Genomic DNA, 17,969 nt, shown 5'->3' on the forward strand with positions numbered 1-17,969 from the left:
TAAAAAATCATGAAAAAAATATTTTTAACAATCTCAATATTTTCAATATTTGCTAGCTGTAATAATGATTTTGTTGATATTAAACCCGAAGGGGTAGTAGTAGCAGAGGACTTCTATAAAACAGAAGCTGATGCTATGAAAGCGACGAATGCTATATACAGCTTCCTAAGAAGTTGGGAAAACTCTGGTTTTCCTGCACAGTTTGTGTTTGGAGTAACTGGAGATGACGTCGAAAAAGGATCAAATCCTGGTGATGCATCTTTTATCAATGCGTATAATAATTTTTCTTTTACAACAAGTGATGACGGAGTTAATGGATACTGGACTGGTCAATGGCAAGCCGTTCAAAGAACAAACCAGGTTATTACCAATGTTCCGAACATTGATATGGATACAGCTCTTAAAACAAGATTGGTTGCAGAAGCTAAAATGTTGAGAGCTTATTTCTATTTTAATTTGGTAAGAATATATGGTGGCGTTCCTATTTTTGATGGGATACAAATTGATTATATTAATAAACCAAGAAATACTGCTGCAGAGGTATATGCGTTTATTGTAAAGGATTTAACTGAAGCATCTGCAATTTTACCGCAAACATATCCTGCAGGTCAGGAAGGAAGAGTTACGAAAGGTGCTGCTCTGGGATTACTCTCAAAAGTTTATCTTTATATGAAAGACTACCAAAAAGCCTATGACGTTTCAACTCAAGTAAAAGGAATGGGATATTCTTTAGATCCTAGTTTTAATCACTTATTTAGACCGGCAGGTGAATTTGGAACTGAGTCAGTTTTCGAAGTTAATTGTGGTTGTTCTCCAGAATTCGGTGGGAGTCAGTATGCAGAAGTTCAGGGGGTGAGAAATCAGTACGGATGGGGTTTCTTTACGCCAACTCAAGCATTAGAGAATGCATTTGAACCTGGTGATATCAGAAAACAATTTACCATTCTTAGAGAAGGTCAAACTACACCTGAAGGTGATCTTATCAAAAAAGGAGATCCGCAAGCAGGCAATACTTGGAATTATAAAACTTACGTTCCTTCATCACTTAACAATAATGCGTGCGGATATGGATCAATCCAAAACATAAGAATCTTGAGATTTGCAGACATTCTTTTAATCAATGCCGAGGCAGCAAACGAATTAGGAAATACTGCGGTTGCGATTACAGATATCAACTTAGTAAGAAACAGAGCTCAGCTTGCGAATACAACTGCAACTAGTCAGTCCACTCTTAGAGCTGCAATTTGGCAAGAGAGAAGGGTTGAATTGGCAATGGAAAATGATAGATTTCCAGATTTAGTAAGAACAGGTCAAGCTGCTACTTTCCTTGGTCCATTAGGATTTCAGACTGGTAAAAATGAGTTATTTCCAATACCTTTAAGAGCAATTACAGATAGTAAAGGTATTTTAACGCAAAACCCCGGCTACTAAAAAACAATAATAAACTTTAGAGGAGAATGAAAGTTCTCCTCTTCTTTTAGGGATGATTTTAAAAATAAATGAATTATGAAAAGGATAACACTATCAATTGCTGTAGTATCATTATTTGCAGTTTCATGCAAAAACTCCCAAAATATAAAAAAAGAATCTACTCACAAATCAGTCGTAAAAAGCAATATCACAGATGAGCAGCTCATGGACAAAGTCCAGATGGATGCCTTAAAATATTTCTGGGATTATGCAGAGCCGAATTCTATGTTGGGAAGAGAGCGCTATCACGAAGACAATATCTATCCGGATAATGATAAACATGTAGTCACTACAGGAGGATCAGGATTTGGATTAGCAACTATTTTGGTCGGAGTTGAAAGAGGTTTTGTTCCAAGAAAAGAAGCGGTAAAAAGACTTACTACGATGATGGATTTCTTAGCAAAAGCAGACCGTCATAAAGGAGCTTGGTCGCACTGGATTAATGGAGAAACAGGAAAGACTGTTCCTTTCGGGAAGAAAGATAATGGTGGAGATCTTGTAGAGACAGCATTCCTTACTTCAGGAATTCTAATGGTTCGTGAATATTTCAAAAACGGAAATGCCGAAGAAAAAGCATTAGCCCAAAAATGTGACGAACTTTGGAAAGGTATTCAATGGAACTGGTACACCAAAGGAGGTGAAAAAGTCCTTTATTGGCACTGGTCACCGGAATATCAATGGGAAATGAACTTTCCGCTGGAAGGCTATAACGAATGCTTAATCACTTATATTTTAGCAGCATCATCGCCTACTTATTCAATCGACGCCGAAACGTATTACAAAGGCTGGACAAGAAACGGAACCTACCTTTCAAACAAAGAAAAATACGGACTTCCAATGTACGTAAAGCATAATGGAGCTGAAGAATATGGCGGTCCTTTATTCTGGACACAATATTCTTACATCGGCTTAGATCCAACCAATTTATCAGATAAATTAATTAAAAATTATTTCGATTTAAATAAAAATCAGGTTCTTATCGACTACAAATACTGCGTTGAAAATCCAAAACAATGGAAAGGTTATGGATCAAATTATTGGGGATTAACTGCAGGTTATTCAAGAAATAAAGACGGAAGCGTTGGCTACGATGCTCATTTCCCACAAAATGACCATGGGGTAATCACTCCTACCGCGGCCTTGAGTAGTTTTCCGTATTCACCAAAAGAATCAATGGACTTTTTGAGATTTATATACACTCAAAATCCTGAATTCATCGGTTCTGCAGGGCCTTACGATGCAACTTCGATCAATTATGACAATTGGACGACTCCAAGATATTTAGCGATCGATCAGGGAACAATTGCTCCGATGATTGAAAACTACAGAACAGGATTTTTATGGAAATTATTCATGAATGCTCCTGAAATCCAACAAGGATTAAAGAAATTAAGTTTCAAATCTGAAAAATATAATATTAAATAGTATTTTTTAGGAGCTTAATCCCGCTTTCCGCACTCACAAAATGAGCTCAGACAAATGCTTCAATTGGGGCTAGTTAATAATAAACAAATCCTTGTCAAGGTTTAAAACCTTGACAAGGATTACAGAAATCACATCAATAGGAACGGGGCTTAACCCGTTTGACAAAAACATAAAAATCAAACGGCTTGAGCCAAAACCTAATATTTAACATGAAAATTAAACTAAACCATTTACCACTTTTATTGCTGCCGTTTTCATTGAGTGTTAACGCTCAGGAAATAAAAGGAGAATTAAACAAAGAAGTCAAAAGGCAGGAAAAGATTTCCTACATTTTAGATTACCCTCAAAAGGTAAAAGGAAATGTCCCTTTGATCGTATTTCTTCACGGTTCGGGAGAAAGAGGAACAAATCTGGAGATCGTAAAAGCACACAGTCCGTTCACGTATAAAAACCTGATTAAGGAACCTGTTGCGATTTTGGCGCCTCAATGTCCGGAAAACATGTGGTGGGATACCGAAACGGTTTATAATTTAATTAAAGAAATTCAGAAAAAATATAAGATTGATGCTTCCAGAATTTACCTTACCGGGCTTTCAATGGGAGGTTGGGGAACGTTGAAACTGGCAATGGAGCATCCTGAAATGTTTGCGGCCGTAGTTTCGGTTTGTGCTCCGACAGATCAGGTAATGACGGCAAATATCGATCAGTACAAAGATTTAAACATGAAAATTTTTCATGGCGGAATGGACGACGTAGTTTTACCCGAAAATGCATTAAATTTTTACCAAAAAATACATCCCGTAAATCCAACCGCAGAATTAACAATTTTCCCTAATGACAACCATAATTCTTGGGATTCAACCTATTCAAATCCCGCATTGTACGAATGGATGTTGTCAAAAAGAAAAGGAAAATAATTGTTCAAATTTAATAATATTAGTAAATTTTAAAAGTCGCTATCAATTGCTGAGTGAAACGCCCTTGCGAACAAAAAATATCCACAACAATTGTAAAAAAAAGTTAGCGAACTTTGCGTTTAAAACAAAATTATTATTATTAAAAAAGTAAAGGATAAAACCTTGACTAAGTCAAACGCCCTTGCGCCTTAAAACATAAAGTTTATAAAAAGATTGTGCCTTTGCGTTTAACCAACCAAAAATTAAAACAAAAAATAGAACTATAATTTATAACGAAGATAGATTTATGAAAAAGTTAATTGTAATCGCCACTTTAGCATTGGCACCTGTGTTTTCGGCGCAGGAAATGGTAAATAAGCCCGTTCAGTCTTACCAGACGGCTCAATATCAGGCTAAAAAGAAAGCTTTTGTAGATAATCTTTTGTCTAAAATGACTTTAGATGAAAAGATCGGACAGCTGAATTTACCAAGTTCAGGTGACTTTACTACAGGTCTGGCTCAAAGTTCCGATATCGGAAAAAAAGTAGAGCAAGGCTTAGTTGGTGGACTATTCAACATAAAAGGAGCTGATAAAATTAAAGCAGTTCAAAAAGTAGCAGTGGAAAAAAGCCGTTTGAAAATTCCTTTGATTTTCGGAATGGACGTTATCCACGGTTACGAAACAACTTTCCCGATTCCATTAGGTTTAGCGGCTTCTTGGGATATGAATTTGGTTCAGCAGTCAGCAAAAGTTGCGGCAAAAGAAGCCGCTTCTGACGGAATCAACTGGACGTTCTCTCCAATGGTTGACATTTCCCGTGAACCAAGATGGGGTAGAGTTTCCGAAGGTTCTGGTGAAGATCCATATTTAGGAAGTGAGATCGCTAAAAATATGGTGTACGGTTACCAAGGAAAAGACTTGGCAAACGGAACTAATATTTTAGCTTGTGTTAAGCACTTTGCATTGTATGGAGCGGGGGAATCGGGTAGAGATTACAATACCGTTGATATGAGCCACGTGAGAATGTTTAACGAATATTTCCCACCTTACAAAGCGGCTGTTGATGCTGGAGTAGCTTCTGTGATGGCCTCTTTCAATGAAGTGGACGGAGTTCCTGCAACAGGAAACAGATGGCTTCAAACTGAGGTTTTAAGAAATAAATGGAACTTCAAAGGTTTCGTAGTAACAGATTATACAGGAATCAACGAAATGGTTGACCATGGAATGGGAGACCTTCAACAGGTTTCTGCATTGGCTTTAAAAGCTGGAGTTGACATGGATATGGTTGGTGAAGGATTTTTAACAACATTAAAAAAATCTTTAGCTGAAGGAAAAGTAACTCAGGCTGAAATCGATTTAGCAACAAAAAGAATTCTTGAATCAAAATACGATCTAGGTTTGTTTGATAATCCTTACAAACACGGAGACGCAAAATTAGCAGCGAAAGAGGTTTACAGCATGGAAAACCGTAACATCGCGAGAAATGCTGCAGCTCAGTCAATGGTTTTAATGAAAAACGATAACCAAGTTCTTCCTTTGAAAAAATCAGGAACTGTTGCGGTGATCGGCCCATTGGTTAATAATTCTTTAAACATGGCCGGAACTTGGAGTGTTGCTGCTCAACATGACAAAGCGGTTAATTTAATGCAAGGTCTTCAGGCGAACTTTGGAAAAGAAGTGAAATTCGTTTCTGCGAAAGGTGCCAACATCGATTATGATGCAAAATTAGAAGATATTTACGCAGCCCACGGTAAAAAAACTGACAGAGACAGCCGTTCAAAAGAAGCTTTATTAAAAGAAGCGGTTGACGTTGCAAGCAAAGCGGACGTTATCGTTTTAGCGATCGGAGAATCTGCAGAAATGAGTGGAGAATCTTCTTCAAGAACTGAAATTACGATTCCTCAGTCTCAGGTAGATTTATTAAATGAATTAAAAAAGACAGGAAAACCAATCGCAATGGTACTTTTCACAGGTCGTCCATTAGCTTTGACGAATGTAAAAGATACGCCTGATGCAATTCTTAATGTTTGGTTCGCTGGTTCAGAAGCTGGAAATGCAATTTCTGACGTTCTTTTCGGAAAAGTAAATCCTTCAGGAAAACTTCCGATGACTTTCCCAAGAAGTCTTGGACAGGTTCCAATTTATTATAATGCTAAAAATACAGGTCGCCCATTAGACCAAAAATTAGTTGATAAATGTGAATATCAAAGATTCCGTTCAAACTATATGGATGAGTGTAATACACCGTTGTATCCGTTTGGTTACGGGTTGAGTTATACAAAATTCAATTATTCTGATGTTACGGTTTCTAATGCCAATCCAAAAGGAAATCAGACGGTTCAGGCTTCTGTAACCGTTACGAATTCTGGAAATTATGATGGAGCTGAGGTTGTTCAGTTATACATCAGAGATATGGTTGGAAGTATCACAAGACCTGTAAAAGAGTTGAAAGGTTTCCAAAAAGTGATGCTGAAAAAAGGAGAATCTAAGAAAATTACTTTCGATATCACTCCTGAAAGCTTGAAATTCTACAACGGAGATTTAAAATTCGATTGGGAATCCGGAGATTTCGACATCATGATCGGAACCAATTCTGAGGATGTAAAACATTCAAAAATTAATTGGACAAAATAATATTTCTAAGCCACTCAAAATGAGTGGCTTTTTTTGTATCTTAGAATTTAAATTAACTAATACCATATTTTGGCACACTTTTTACCAAATTGAAAACATTTAAAATTAAAATATGAAAAAAACAGTTTTATTAGGTGCGATGTTCCTTGGTTCATTAGTTTTCGCACAGAAAGTTGGCGGAGACAGGGATGTTCACGGATGTATCGGTTCAGCAGGATATACGTATTCGCAAATTAAGAATGATTGTGTAAGAGTTTTCGAACAGAAAATTAAACTGAACGAAGTAAGCACAGATAAAAGTTATTCTACAAGAACGGCCGTTATTTTCAGTAAAAACATGCAAAAAGCTGAAATTTTTATTCCGGATGGAAGTGCAAAAAGCATAATTCTTGACAGACAAGGAAAAGGCAAACTTTGGAAAAGCGGAAAGCAGATTAAAGAGAGCTACGTTTTAGTCCCTTACAAAAAGACGGGTTATCAAATTAAAAAAGATGATGTAGTAATCTATCAATAAAATAAAAAAGCCATTCGAAAGAGTGGTTTTTTTTTTCGGGTAAAATAAAACAACACTCGAAAGTTTATTGCAAATGTCATTTCCACGAAGGAGAAATCTAATATCCGCAATCATTCAACTCTAAAATTCTCCAACTCTCAAACATCATCAGGAGCTATTTCCCGCTATCCACTGTATCTTTTTTATTACGGCCTCCGCTTCGCTCCGGCCGCAACAAAAAAGGATGTCGTTTCTATCGGGGCTAGTGATAATATTCCGAAAAAAAACCTAACAGGTTTTCAAAACCTGTTAGGTTTATTATCCTAAAATTTAAAAATTTATTTCAACATAGATAATTACTATGCTTTATAAAACATCAAAGATGTTTTTCTTAATTAAACTTAACAGCTTAAATTTTCTTAATAGTTAAATTTTAAACATAAATTTATCCTGCAACAGCAACTTCCTCAGCATAAACAACACCTTCATAACAAGCATTGTAAATCGCTTTCAATTCATCCAATGAAGGAACTCTCGGATTAAATCCTGTACAAGGATCAACCAAAGCATTGTTGGCAATATAATCTAGATTTTTATCCCAGTCTTCTCTCGAAATTCCAAATTCTTTGATCGCTGATTGATTGTTGATCTCAGAACGAAGAGTTTCAATAGCTTGTGCCAATTCTTCAGTCGTTTCTTTACCAATAACTTTCGCCAGATCTGGATAACGTTCAGTCGCCTGAGCATTAAAACGGATAACATTTGGAAGGAAAATCGCGTTCGAAGCTCCGTGAGGAATTCCGTACAAAGCACCAACTTGGTGAGACAAAGAATGGACAATTCCTAACCATGCATTGTTAAACGCCAAACCTCCCATAAAAGAAGCATCATGCATATTCTGACGAGCTTTGATGTTATTTGGATTCTCTACAACTTCTTTTAAATTATCAAAAACCAGTTCCAATCCTCCTTTAGAAAGAGCATCGGCGATATTATTTTCAATATTTGAAACATAAGCTTCTACACAGTGAGTCAATACATCAAGACCTGTATTAGCGGTAACGTGAGCCGGCATCGAAGCACAGATTTCACCGTCAATAATAGCGATATCCGGAGTTAATTCGTAAGAAACGATTGGATATTTTACCCCTTTTTCACGGTCTGTGATTACCGCCAAACCTGTAGTTTCTGTTCCTGTTCCGCTTGTAGAAGGAATTGCAATGAATCTAGCTTTATTTCTTAAAACAGGTACTGTGAAAGGCTTGATCATCGCCTCGAAATCAGCGTCAGGATATTCATAAAATACCCACATGATTTTTGCAGCATCGATCGCAGAACAACCACCTAAACCAATAATCCAGTCTGGTTGAAAACTCTGAATGACTTCAGCTCCTTTCATACAAGTTGCAGATGACGGATCTTCTTCCACGCCTTCGAAAATTTGCGTTTCGATTCCTGCTTCCGTAAGATAAGCGATCGCTTTATCCAACGTTCCGCTTTTTCTCATCGAGCTTCCACCCGTTACGATTACCGCTTTTTTACCTTTGATATTTTTTAATTCGTCAAGACTTCCCGCACCGTGGAAAACTTCTCCTGCAATAAATAATTTACTCATTTTTATTCTTTAATTATAATGATGCAAAATTAAAAAGGGCAGAAGCAGCAATGTTATACAAATAAGACTATCCGATATACATTTGCGCCAACTCTTGTTGAAGTTCTGTTGGAGTTTCCTTCAATTTTGCCTTGACGAATTTATTGAGTGCTGATGGTGAATTAAAGCCCAGATCAAAAGCGATTTCTTTATGGCTGAGGTCTGAGAATAGGAGCTGACGTTTAATTTCTATGAGAATTCGATTGTGAATAGCCTGAATAGCTGTCTCTCCACAATGTTTTTTTGTAATTGAATTTAATTTTTTCGTAGTAATGGCCAATTCTTCTGCGTAATATTGAACGGTACGCTGCTCTTTATAATGCTGATTTAATAATTTTTTGAATCTAACATATATAGGTTTGTCAGCAGTTTCTTTATGCAAAATAGGATGAAGCCCATGAACAGATTCTATCAATCCCAACAGGAAAATTTTAATATGAAATCTTGCCTGTTCCTTTTTAATAAGACTCGGTTTTTGATAAATCCCTTTGATAATTTCAATCGCATGTAAACTTTGTTCAAAATCTTCAGGAGAAAGAATGGTGCAGTTTAATTGTGTAGATAAATTCACATTATAAGTACTCAATTCGTTTTTTAAAATATCAGAACAAAACAATATCTCTTCAAACAGAATAATTTTCCCTTTCAGATCATCACTCGGTTCAGAAACAAAATGAACCTGTTCCGGGAAAACCACGGAAATTTTTCCCGACTTCAGAGAATGTACTTTATCCTCAATTTGAACTTGCAGATTACCATTCTCAATAACAATAATGAAAAAATGATCTTTTTTGTGAGGTTTTAAATAGGCTTTCAGATTTTCTGTCGTTAAATCAAAAGCCCGAAAAGATAGATTTTTATCCTCTTCTTTTTGAATGTTTTTTTTGATCTCCAGTTTCATCAAGCCTCCCATACTATTGTTATTTTAAAACGAAAACGCAAATGTAAAGTAAAACATTATTTATTTCCAAGATTTTGTAAGAGCTAAAATTTTGAAATTACATTATTAGAAGCTATTTCACGCTATCCACTCATACTCCTCGCGCCATCACACGCCAGTGCTCAAACCCACCGACGCTCAAACCCTCACTCCGGGGTAACCGTTACTATCGCGGCTAGGGCATTCGTCACCAGTATAAAAATCTGTCTTTGCGAGGAACGAAGTGACGAAGCAATCTCAATAAAAAACTAAGCACAGCGCATAACCACAAAGTTTGTCATCCTGGAAGGATCTAAAACGGCTTAAATAACATAAAGTAAAACAACGAGATTGCTTCGTCACTTCGTTCCTCGCAAAGACCCAAAACTTTGCTGAGTGAAACGCCTTTGCGAACTTAAAAAAGTGAAGCAATTCAAAAAAATCCTTGCGAACCTTGCGTTTTAAAAAAAAAATAAGCCAGAATCATTCAAAAAAATCTGTGCAAATCAGTGAAAATCTGTGGTTAAAAATAATAAAACCTAACCTAACCCCATTGAAATAAAAGTAAAAGATCAATTAATCTTAATCAAAAACTAAAACCACCTCCACAATTTTTCTCTCTCAACGAAAATCCGTATTTTTGTGCATCTAAAAGTAAAAGAAGAATGAATTCCTACAAAAATCCATTGGAAGAGCGCTACTCCAGTGAAGAAATGTTATTTAATTTCTCACATAATAACAAATTCCGTACTTGGAGACAGCTTTGGATCGCTCTTGCAGAGATCGAAAAAGACCTTGGTCTTGAAATTTCTGACGAGCAGATCGCTGAGTTGAAAGCCAATGCTGAAAACATCGATTACGATAAAGCAGCAGAGTATGAGAAAAAATTCCGTCATGATGTAATGGCTCACGTTCACGCTTATGGTGATGTGGCACCTTCAGCAAAAGGAATTATACATTTGGGAGCTACTTCGGCTTTTGTAGGAGATAATACAGACTTAATTCAAATCCGTGACGGACTATTAATTTTAAAGAAAAAATTAGTAAACGTTATGAAAAACCTTGCGGATTTTTCTATTCAATATAAAGACCTTCCAACGTTAGGATTCACGCATTTCCAACCAGCTCAGTTAACGACTGTTGGAAAAAGAGCAACACTTTGGTTACAAAGTTTGGTTCTTGACATCGAAGAACTTGATTTCTTCTTAGAAACATTACGTTTCAGAGGAGTTAAAGGAACTACAGGAACGGCTGCAAGTTTCTTAGAGCTTTTCAATGGTGATTACTCTAAAGTGAAGCATTTAGATAAAGAACTTTCAAAAAGATTCGGTTTCGATAAAGTATTTGGTGTTTCTGGTCAGACTTATGACAGAAAAATTGATGCTAAAGTAGTGGCTTTATTAGGAAACATCGCTCAGTCGGCTCACAAATTCTCAAACGATTTACGTTTACTTCAAAATCTTAAAGAAGTTGAAGAACCATTCGAGAAAAACCAAATCGGTTCATCTGCAATGGCTTACAAACGTAACCCAATGAGAAGTGAAAGAATCGGAGCATTGGCGAAATATGTAATGTCTTTAACAACAAGTTCTGCAATGGTAGCTTCAACACAATGGTTTGAAAGAACTTTGGACGATTCTGCAAACAAGAGATTAACTATTCCACAGGCATTCTTGGCTGTTGATGCGATTCTATTAATCTGGAACAATATCATGAACGGAATCGTTGTTTATCCAAACAGAATCAACAAACATATCGAAGAAGAACTTCCTTTCATGGCGACAGAATATATCATCATGGAAGAGGTAAAAGCTGGTGGCGACCGTCAGGAAATCCACGAAGTGATCAGAGTTCACTCAATGGAAGCTTCTAAAAAGGTAAAAGAAGAAGGTAAAGAAAATGATTTGATTGAAAGAATCTTAAACGATGATTCATTAAAATTAGATAAAACGAAATTAAAAGAAGTCTTAGATCCTAAAAACTTTATCGGCTTTGCTCCGATTCAGACGGAAGAATTCATCAACAATGAAGTTCAACCAATTCTGGACGCAAACAAAGATCTGATAGGTTTAGAGGCTGACCTTAAAGTATAAATCAATATGCAGTCTTTTCGGCTGCATATTTTTTTGAATTGATATGAAGTTTTACGCATTTTTTATTCTGATACTACTTCCTGTGATTGTATTTTCTCAGGATTTAAAGCCGAATAAGAAAATAAAATCTGATACAGATTTCAATCATAAAGTTTCAGGAATTACAGCTCCAATGAACTTGGGAGAATTTTCAAGAACAGCTTTGTTTACCAATTCCAAAAATGACAGTGTTTTTGCTGCTGAATATGAAAATAAAGACAATGATGCATTGTTTAAATTTAAAATTATTCCTGCCTTTCTCGATGAAGAGAGACTTTTGAATCATTATTATAAAGAGCTTAACGAAAGGAAATATACACCTCAAGAAAGAGAGAAAGTAAATAAAACAGTAGTTTTTCAAGAAGGAAAATTTAAACTTCATGGCATCAGTACCTATTTTAGCCATCTTAATAGGCTGATTAACGTAAGAGTTTATAATGTAGGATTTTGGATGTTTATCTCGGAAATAAGTCAAAAAGGTAATGATACTTTAGCTTTAGATGCAAAGCAAGATGAATTTTTGACGAAACTAATGCCTTCAAAGATTGTAGAAAAAAATCCGTTAACAAGATATTCGAATATTCTCTATGCACCTATTGCAGCTCGTGATACAGTACTGTTGAGAATTACAATGAGCAGTGCTACGAATAAAATGAAATGGATATATGAGAATATTAATAACTACGAAAGAGCGTCGGGAATTCCCGGAACTCTTCTGGATTTCCAGATTGCAGGTATTAATGGTTTTATAGATTATAAAACAGAAAAAAATCCGAGATCCATTAAAGAAGGTAATCCTACAGTAGATAAATTGATTTCTTTCTTTACGAAACTTCGAAATGACGGTTTCACAGATGAATATTTAATGGAGCAGTATTACTATTTATTGACCCCTCCAGAAAATCATCAGTTCGACTACAAAGGTTATCAAAAATGGAAATTGGACAATTCGATAGATTACAATGTTAATAAAAAATATTATATTATTGTAAATTCGCGTAAAAAAGCAGATTTAAGTAGAGAAGTAAATTAAAAATTGATATTAACCTAAGCATGAAAAAAATACTTTTATTCATTTCATTGGTACCAATGATTTCCTTTTCTCAGAAGAAGGATGTTTTAAAGTATTTCATATCGAAAGATTCTTTGGTTGGAGTAAAAAATCAAGAAGGTAAAATTATTGTTCCTGCGCAGTTCAAAATTTTCTCAAATATTGAAAATGGTGAATTAGTTGAAGGAGAAACTATCCACTTTGATGGTTCTAAAAAAGGAGAGGAAAGTGAAAAAAATGCTTGGGGATATGTCTATGACCGAAAAGGAAATTTCCTGTACCAACCTTTTTTATATGATAACGGAGCGGATTATTTCGAAGAAGGAGTAAGAAGGTTTGTTAAAAATGGAAAAGTAGGTTTTGCAGATAGAAACGGTAAAATAACAATTGAACCTATTCATGATTTTGTGTCGCAGTTTAATTTTGGTTATGCTTCGTTTTGTGACGGATGCGACTGGGAAAAAACAGACGACGAACACAAAGCTATCGTTGGCGGAGATTGGGGAATGATGAATTTTAAAGGTGAAATCGTTCAACCCATTACAAAATCCGAAAATGCTGTAGAAATTAACGGAAAATATTATCCGAATCCATTCAAATATAATGAAAAAGAGAAGAACATTCTTCAGTTTTTCGAAAAATATAATAAACAGCTTTCCGATATTTATTATGTGAATTACTATAATAAGTTATCTGAAAATGAAAAGAAATTATTCTTTGAGATTGTTGAAAGACCAAAAGAGAATTTTCCTTATTTTCAGATTAATACATATGATAACGGAAAGATGAATTCAGGATCGTCACGTTTTAATTTCATAGTTTCAGAAGACGGTAAAAATTTTTACGCTTCGGATTATGATGTTGAAAAAATTCCTTTTGAAAAATGGCTGAAAAAAGAAATGAAAGAAGCTGAAGAATTTCAGAAAGAACATCCCGATAATCCTAACAAATTAAGTAAATGAGTCTAAATTTTCATATTGTTAAGTTTTTTAATTATGAATTTTGAGATTTTTTTAGAAAATATTCAAAATGATGTTGCTTCGAATTATCGCATCGCTGATGCGACAATTTTTTAAAAGGAATAAATTTGAAAATAAAAATAAGTCTAATAATATTTAAATATCTGGCATCTAATGTCTAATAACAAAAGAATTTTCGTAGAAAAAAGAGGAATTTTCGATGTAGAAAGTCCAAAAATTTTTGATGAAGTAAAAGCGGTTGTTCCGTCGATCAAAAATGTGAAAGTGTACAATGTGTACGATATTTTCAATTTGAACGATGGTGAATTCGAAAAGGTTGTCAACAGCACTTTCGTAGACCCTGTTACTGATATTTTACATGAAGAAAATCCTGCCGAAGGAATCCATTTTGCGATGGAATTTTTGCCGGGACAGTACGATCAGCGTGCCGATTCTGCTCAGCAATGTATCGCTTTACTGACTGAAAATGAGAGGTCTAAAGTAAGAAGTGGGAAGTTGATAGAGTTTGAAGGTGCTTCTGAAACAGATTTAGCTAAAATCAAAGACCTTTTGATTAATAAAGTAGAGTCTCAGCAAAAAGATTTATCAGTTGTAAACATTCCTGCGGATGAAATTCCGTCAAGGGTTTTAATTCACGAAAATTTCATCAATTTTGATGATGCTCAACTTGAAAATTTCTACAATAATCATGGTTTTGCTTTAGGGTTGGATGATTTAAAATTCATTCAGGATTATTTTAAAACTGAAGAGAGAAATCCTACGGAAACTGAACTGAAAGTTTTAGATACCTATTGGAGTGACCACTGCCGTCACACAACGTTTGAAACAGAATTGTCAAATATTGAATTTGAAGGACAGTTTAAACATACATTGGAAACGATTTTCAATGATTATATCGAAAAAAGAAAATTCTTAGGACGCGAATTAAAACCAATTTCATTAATGGATTTGGCAACAGTTTGCGGAAGATATTTCCATAAAACAGGTGATTTGGAAAACTTGGTGGTTTCTGATGAAATCAACGCCTGTACAATCCAAATCGAAGCTGAATATGATGGAAAAAAAGAACCTTGGTATTTATTATTCAAAAACGAAACACACAATCACCCGACAGAAATTGAACCTTTTGGTGGTGCTTCAACGTGTTTAGGTGGTGCGATCAGAGATCCTTTGTCTGGACGTTCTTACGTTTTCCAGGCGATGAGATTGACGGGCGCTGCTGATGTTTTGGAACCGGTTGATAAAACGTTACCGGGTAAATTACCTCAAAAAACGATCACAAAACAGGCTGCAAACGGATATTCTTCTTATGGTAACCAAATCGGTTTGGCGACTACAATGGTTTCTGAAATCTACGACGAAGGCTACAAAGCAAAAAGAATGGAAGTTGGTTTCGTAACTGGCGCAGTCCCTGTGGATTGGGTAAGACGTGAAAAGCCTGAAGCTGGCGACTCTATCATCATTTTAGGAGGTGCAACAGGTCGTGATGGTGTTGGTGGAGCAAGCGGAAGTTCGAAAGAACAGGACGAAACTTCTATCCACACAATGAGTTCTGAAGTTCAGAAAGGAAATGCGGTTGAAGAGCGTAAAATCCAGAGATTATTCAGAAATCCTGAAGTGACGAGATTAATTAAAAAATCAAACGACTTCGGAGCGGGAGGTGTTTCTGTAGCGATCGGCGAAATTGCAGATTCTTTAGATGTTAATTTAGATGTTTTACCTTTAAAATATGAAGGTTTGAACGGAACTGAGCTTGCTATTTCTGAATCTCAGGAGAGAATGGCGGTTGTGGTTGAACCAAAAGATAAAGAGCAGTTCATTAAATTCTGTGAAGCTGAAAATATTGTTGCCGTTGAGGTTGCAAAAGTGACAGATTCAGGAAGAATGCAGATGTTCTGGAAAGGTGATAAAATTGTTGATCTTTCAAGAGAATTTTTAGATACAAATGGTTGTTCTAAAAGTCAGGAGGTTAAAATTACTCACCTCAATGAAGTAAAAGAAGAAACTCCATCATTTAATGAAGAGAATTTCTTGAAAATATTAAGCGATAAAAACGTTGCTTCTCAAAAAGGTTTGTTGGAAATGTTCGATTCGTCTATCGGTGCGACTACGGTTGCAATGCCTTTAGGAGGAAAATATCAGCAGACTTTGATGGAAGGAAGCGTTCAGACGTTGCCGATCATCGGAGCAAAAAATATTGAAACAGTTTCTTTGGCAAGTTGGGGGTTCGATGCGGAGCTTTCTAAGCAGAATTCTTTGTTGGGATCTTCTTACGCAGTAGTAGAAAGTGTTGCAAAAATCGTTGCGATGGGAGGTGATTACAAAAATATCAGATTTAGTTTTCAGGAATATTTTGAGAAATTAGGTCAAAATCCTGAAAAATGGGGAAAACCTTTAGCTTCTTTGTTGGGAGCGTATGATGCACAAATTAATTTTGGTTTGGCTGCAATCGGAGGTAAAGATTCAATGAGTGGAACGTACCAAGACTTAAATGTTCCGCCGACGTTGATTTCTTTCGCTTGTGCGAACGGAAAAAAGAAAAATATTATCTCTCCTGAATTTAAAAACGAAGGAAATAAAGTGTATTTCTTCAATCATATTGCTCAGGAAAACGGACTTCCGAATTATGACGCTTTAAAAACTGTTTTTGAATTTATTTTCAAAAATATCAAAGCAGGAAAAATCGTTTCTGTAAAAACGGTGAAAGAAGGTGGTGTTGCAGTTGCTTTAGCAAAAATGAGCTTCGGAAATAGATTAGGTGCTGAAATTACAGTTGATGAAAAAACTTTATTAACTAAAAATATCGGTAGCTTAATCATCGAATCTAAAGAAGAATTAAGTTCTACAAATCTTCAATTCATAGGAGAAGTTAAAAATTCAAATGTTATCAAAATTAATGATGCTGAATTTGCGATTGAAAAATTATTAGCCGCAAATACAAATACGTTTGAAAATCTTTTCCCGACAGTTGAAAAAGAAAAATTGACGGTTGAAATTGATGAGAAATTAAACTCAATCAATCCAAGAAATATTATCATTAAAAAACACGGAATCGCTCAGCCAAAAGTATTCGCGCCTGTATTTCCAGGAACAAACTGTGAGTACGATACGTTGAACGCTTTCGCAAAAGAAGGTGCTGCTATCAGCAGTTTACCTTTAATCAATATCAATCATCAGTTATTGGATGAAAGTATCGATGCTTGGGTAGAAGAAATCAAAACTTCTCAGATTTTGGCTTTCTCAGGAGGTTTCTCCGCGGGTGACGAGCCGGATGGTTCTGCAAAATTCATTGTAAACGTTTTGAAAAACGAAAAGATGAGAAATGCAGTTCATGAATTGCTGGACAGAGACGGAATGATTATCGGAATCTGCAATGGTTTCCAGGCATTGGTTAAATCTGGATTGTTACCTTACGGAAGAATCAAAGATCTGGATGAAAATTCTCCGACGTTGGCTCACAATGCAATCAGAAGACATATTTCTCAGATGGTGAACGTAAAGGTTCTGAATGATGAATCGCCTTGGTTAAAAGGGATGAAAGATCAGGTTTTCACGATTCCGATTTCTCATGGTGAAGGTCGTTTCATGGCTTCGGAAGAGGAAATTCAGAAATTGTATGAAAACGGACAGATTGCAACGCAATACTTAGATTTAGATGGAAACATTGCTCACGGAATGCCGTTCAATCCAAATAATTCATTGTTCGGAATTGAAGGAATTACGAGTCCATGCGGTAAAATTTACGGTAGAATGGGACATCCTGAACGTTTTGCAGAAGGGTTGATGAAAAATATTCCAACTGCGAATTATCATAATATATTTAAAAATGGAGTTGAGTACTTCAAATAACAATAAAAAGAAAATGACTGTCATCAATGGCAGTCATTTTTCAAATCTGGAAGGCTTCTACGAGGAAGTTTCTAAGGTCTTGACGAAAGATATAAATTGGAAAGTCGGCACGTTGGACGGTTTCAATGATATTTTGTATGGAGGTTTTGGATTTTTTGAGAATTATGATGAAGTTGAAATCATTTGGGAAGAGTTTCAAAAATCAAAAAAAGATTTAGGATTTGAAGCGACGAAAGAATTTTACGAAAATAAAATCAAGCAGGGAAAACCTTTTAATGTAGAATTAATTCAAGATAAATTAAATGAATTAATTGATGGAAAAGGACAGACTTTATTCGATATTTTAATTGAAATTATTGGAGAGCATAAAAATATTACGTTAATTTTGGATTAAATTGAACCATTAAGGAGAAGTTTTTAAGTTTAGTTAAGCTTTAAATTGCGACAACTAACAAAACAAGTATT

General features: G+C 35.5%; 12 protein-coding genes. 10 read left to right on the top strand and 2 right to left on the bottom strand.

What is annotated here, in order from left to right; genetic code table 11:
- Positions 1 to 9: 9 nt before the first annotated feature.
- The 5 genes from A0O34_RS16970 to A0O34_RS16990 all read left to right on the top strand — a co-directional run bounded on the left by A0O34_RS16970 (position 10) and on the right by A0O34_RS16990 (position 6,940).
- Entirely contained in the window at positions 10 to 1,431 is a 1,422-nt protein-coding gene (locus A0O34_RS16970) for a RagB/SusD family nutrient uptake outer membrane protein (protein WP_066757250.1), read from the top strand.
- A 75-nt stretch (positions 1,432 to 1,506) separates the two neighbouring features.
- Positions 1,507 to 2,895 (top strand): glucoamylase family protein, encoded by a 1,389-nt coding sequence (locus tag A0O34_RS16975; RefSeq protein WP_066757253.1) that lies wholly within the window; start codon positions 1,507 to 1,509, stop codon positions 2,893 to 2,895.
- A 209-nt stretch (positions 2,896 to 3,104) separates the two neighbouring features.
- Positions 3,105 to 3,812 (top strand): carboxylesterase family protein, encoded by a 708-nt coding sequence (locus tag A0O34_RS16980; protein ID WP_066757256.1) that lies wholly within the window; start codon positions 3,105 to 3,107, stop codon positions 3,810 to 3,812.
- A gap of 286 nt (positions 3,813 to 4,098) precedes the next feature.
- Positions 4,099 to 6,426: a beta-glucosidase BglX gene (gene bglX, locus A0O34_RS16985; protein WP_066757259.1), complete on the top strand. Its 2,328-nt coding sequence runs from the start codon at positions 4,099 to 4,101 to the stop codon at positions 6,424 to 6,426.
- A 112-nt stretch (positions 6,427 to 6,538) separates the two neighbouring features.
- Entirely contained in the window at positions 6,539 to 6,940 is a 402-nt protein-coding gene (locus A0O34_RS16990) for a hypothetical protein (RefSeq protein WP_066757262.1), read from the top strand.
- Between the two features lie 424 nt (positions 6,941 to 7,364).
- Here the strand turns inward: A0O34_RS16990 and A0O34_RS16995 are convergent, their stop codons facing one another.
- Complete coding sequence (locus tag A0O34_RS16995; protein ID WP_066757265.1) at positions 7,365 to 8,534, bottom strand: iron-containing alcohol dehydrogenase; 1,170 nt, start codon at positions 8,532 to 8,534, stop codon at positions 7,365 to 7,367.
- A gap of 67 nt (positions 8,535 to 8,601) precedes the next feature.
- Positions 8,602 to 9,486 carry an AraC family transcriptional regulator gene (locus A0O34_RS17000; RefSeq protein ID WP_066757268.1) on the bottom strand — a complete coding sequence of 295 codons (885 nt, stop codon included), beginning with the start codon at positions 9,484 to 9,486 and terminating at the stop codon, positions 8,602 to 8,604.
- A 671-nt stretch (positions 9,487 to 10,157) separates the two neighbouring features.
- On the opposite strand from A0O34_RS17000, the gene purB reads away from it, so the two are divergent.
- The 5 genes from purB to A0O34_RS17025 all read left to right on the top strand — a co-directional run bounded on the left by purB (position 10,158) and on the right by A0O34_RS17025 (position 17,898).
- Positions 10,158 to 11,585, top strand: a complete 1,428-nt coding sequence (gene purB, locus A0O34_RS17005; RefSeq protein WP_066757272.1) for an adenylosuccinate lyase — start codon at positions 10,158 to 10,160, stop codon at positions 11,583 to 11,585.
- A gap of 43 nt (positions 11,586 to 11,628) precedes the next feature.
- Positions 11,629 to 12,657 carry a hypothetical protein gene (locus A0O34_RS17010; RefSeq protein ID WP_066757274.1) on the top strand — a complete coding sequence of 343 codons (1,029 nt, stop codon included), beginning with the start codon at positions 11,629 to 11,631 and terminating at the stop codon, positions 12,655 to 12,657.
- 20 nt (positions 12,658 to 12,677) lie between these two features.
- On the top strand, positions 12,678 to 13,637 hold the full coding sequence (locus A0O34_RS17015) for a WG repeat-containing protein (protein WP_066757277.1): 960 nt from the start codon (positions 12,678 to 12,680) through the stop codon (positions 13,635 to 13,637).
- A gap of 171 nt (positions 13,638 to 13,808) precedes the next feature.
- Positions 13,809 to 17,504 carry a phosphoribosylformylglycinamidine synthase gene (locus A0O34_RS17020; RefSeq protein WP_066757280.1) on the top strand — a complete coding sequence of 1,232 codons (3,696 nt, stop codon included), beginning with the start codon at positions 13,809 to 13,811 and terminating at the stop codon, positions 17,502 to 17,504.
- The gene (locus A0O34_RS17025) at positions 17,482 to 17,898 is read left to right on the top strand and encodes a barstar family protein (RefSeq protein WP_066757282.1); all 417 of its coding nucleotides are present in this window, start codon (positions 17,482 to 17,484) and stop codon (positions 17,896 to 17,898) included. The genes A0O34_RS17020 and A0O34_RS17025 overlap by 23 nt, the downstream gene beginning before the upstream one ends.
- The last annotated feature ends 71 nt before the right edge of the window (positions 17,899 to 17,969 follow it).

The organism is Chryseobacterium glaciei (assembly GCF_001648155.1).
Lineage (GTDB): Bacteria > Bacteroidota > Bacteroidia > Flavobacteriales > Weeksellaceae > Chryseobacterium > Chryseobacterium glaciei.

Coding starts and splice junctions, on each gene's coding strand:
- A0O34_RS17015 (WP_066757277.1), top strand. CDS start 12,678: ATGAAAAAAATACTTTTATTCATTTCATTGGTACCAATGATTTCCTTT.
- A0O34_RS17025 (WP_066757282.1), top strand. CDS start 17,482: ATGGAGTTGAGTACTTCAAATAACAATAAAAAGAAAATGACTGTCATC.
- A0O34_RS17010 (WP_066757274.1), top strand. CDS start 11,629: ATGAAGTTTTACGCATTTTTTATTCTGATACTACTTCCTGTGATTGTA.
- bglX (WP_066757259.1), top strand. CDS start 4,099: ATGAAAAAGTTAATTGTAATCGCCACTTTAGCATTGGCACCTGTGTTT.
- A0O34_RS16980 (WP_066757256.1), top strand. CDS start 3,105: ATGAAAATTAAACTAAACCATTTACCACTTTTATTGCTGCCGTTTTCA.
- A0O34_RS16990 (WP_066757262.1), top strand. CDS start 6,539: ATGAAAAAAACAGTTTTATTAGGTGCGATGTTCCTTGGTTCATTAGTT.
- A0O34_RS16970 (WP_066757250.1), top strand. CDS start 10: ATGAAAAAAATATTTTTAACAATCTCAATATTTTCAATATTTGCTAGC.
- A0O34_RS17000 (WP_066757268.1), bottom strand. CDS start 9,486: ATGGGAGGCTTGATGAAACTGGAGATCAAAAAAAACATTCAAAAAGAA.
- A0O34_RS16995 (WP_066757265.1), bottom strand. CDS start 8,534: ATGAGTAAATTATTTATTGCAGGAGAAGTTTTCCACGGTGCGGGAAGT.
- A0O34_RS16975 (WP_066757253.1), top strand. CDS start 1,507: ATGAAAAGGATAACACTATCAATTGCTGTAGTATCATTATTTGCAGTT.
- purB (WP_066757272.1), top strand. CDS start 10,158: ATGAATTCCTACAAAAATCCATTGGAAGAGCGCTACTCCAGTGAAGAA.
- A0O34_RS17020 (WP_066757280.1), top strand. CDS start 13,809: ATGTCTAATAACAAAAGAATTTTCGTAGAAAAAAGAGGAATTTTCGAT.